Source organism: Bartonella sp. AP19HLJMH, assembly GCF_042196245.1.
In the GTDB taxonomy this organism is placed as follows: Bacteria; Pseudomonadota; Alphaproteobacteria; order Rhizobiales; family Rhizobiaceae; genus Bartonella.
This window is the reverse complement of record NZ_JBHIPX010000066.1, coordinates 1-1,167: the sequence shown is the minus strand read 5'-3', so window position 1 is coordinate 1,167 and position 1,167 is coordinate 1. Positions and strand designations below refer to the sequence as shown.

General features: G+C 40.5%; 1 pseudogene. It reads left to right on the top strand.

The window, feature by feature from the left end:
• Positions 1-1,167: pseudogene (locus ACFINR_RS09375) on the top strand (hypothetical protein); the annotation flags it as partial.

Genomic DNA, 1,167 nt, shown 5'->3' with positions numbered 1-1,167 from the left:
GCAGCTGGCTCTATAGTATCAGGCTCGAGTGATGCGATTACGGGTGGACAGATTTATGATCTGCAAAAACAGTTTGCGACGTATTTTGGTGGAGGAGCAGGTTATAATGAAAAGGGAGAATGGGTTGCACCTACCTTCAAGCTTAAAACTGTCAATTCTGATGGTAGTGCTGGTGAGGAAAAGGTTTACAATAGTGTATCGGAAGCATTTGCTGGAGTTGCGAGTTCTATCACGAATGTTCATAATGATGTAAGTAATGTTGTCAGTGATAGCCTTGCCAAGCAGGATGATAATACGAAGGTTATCACTATTGGTAAAGAAGTAGAAGGTACAGAACTCAACATTGCCAACAGTAAGAAAGAAGACCGGATACTTTCAGGTGTTAAGGCAGGAGTGCTTTCAGCAGAATCGACAGAAGTTGTAAATGGCTCTCAGTTATTTGCGACTAATAAAAATGTTACGACAGTGACTACTAATCTAGACAGTGTTTCTAAAAATACATCGAGCTATTTAGGTGGTGGTGCTGATGTTCTTGTAGGCAATCTTCCGACGTATGTTGTTGGTGGCCAGTCATATCATGATGTTGGTTCAGCCTTTAGCGGTGTTGATACATCGCTGACAGATCTTCATAATGAGCTTTCTAAGAACAGCAATGAACTTACACAGACCATTGAGCAGAATGCTTTGTTGTGGAATGATGAAGCCAATGCCTTTGTCGCGCGTCATGTAAAGAACAAAGAGAAAGATGGTCAAGTTATAGCGGAACAAGAAAACAGCAAATTAAAATTTTTATTAGATGGAGAAATTTCTAAAGGTTCAACGGATGCTATCACGGGTGGTCAGCTTTATTCGCTGAACGAACAACTTGCAACCTATTTTGGTGGTGGTGCAGGTTATGATGAGCAAGGACAATGGAAGGCTCCAAGTTTTGTGATCAAGAAAGTTGATGCGGAAGGTAAAGAAAGTGAAGAAAGCTATAAGAGTGTAGCGGAAGCACTTTCTGATATTAGTAGTTCTGTCACAAATGTTCATAATGATGTTACCAATGTTGTCAGTGATAGCCTTGTCAAGCAGGATGAAAAGACGAAAATTATCACTATTGGTAAAGAAGTAGAAGGCAGTGAAATCAACATAGCCAACAAGACTGGTACGGATCGGACACTTTCA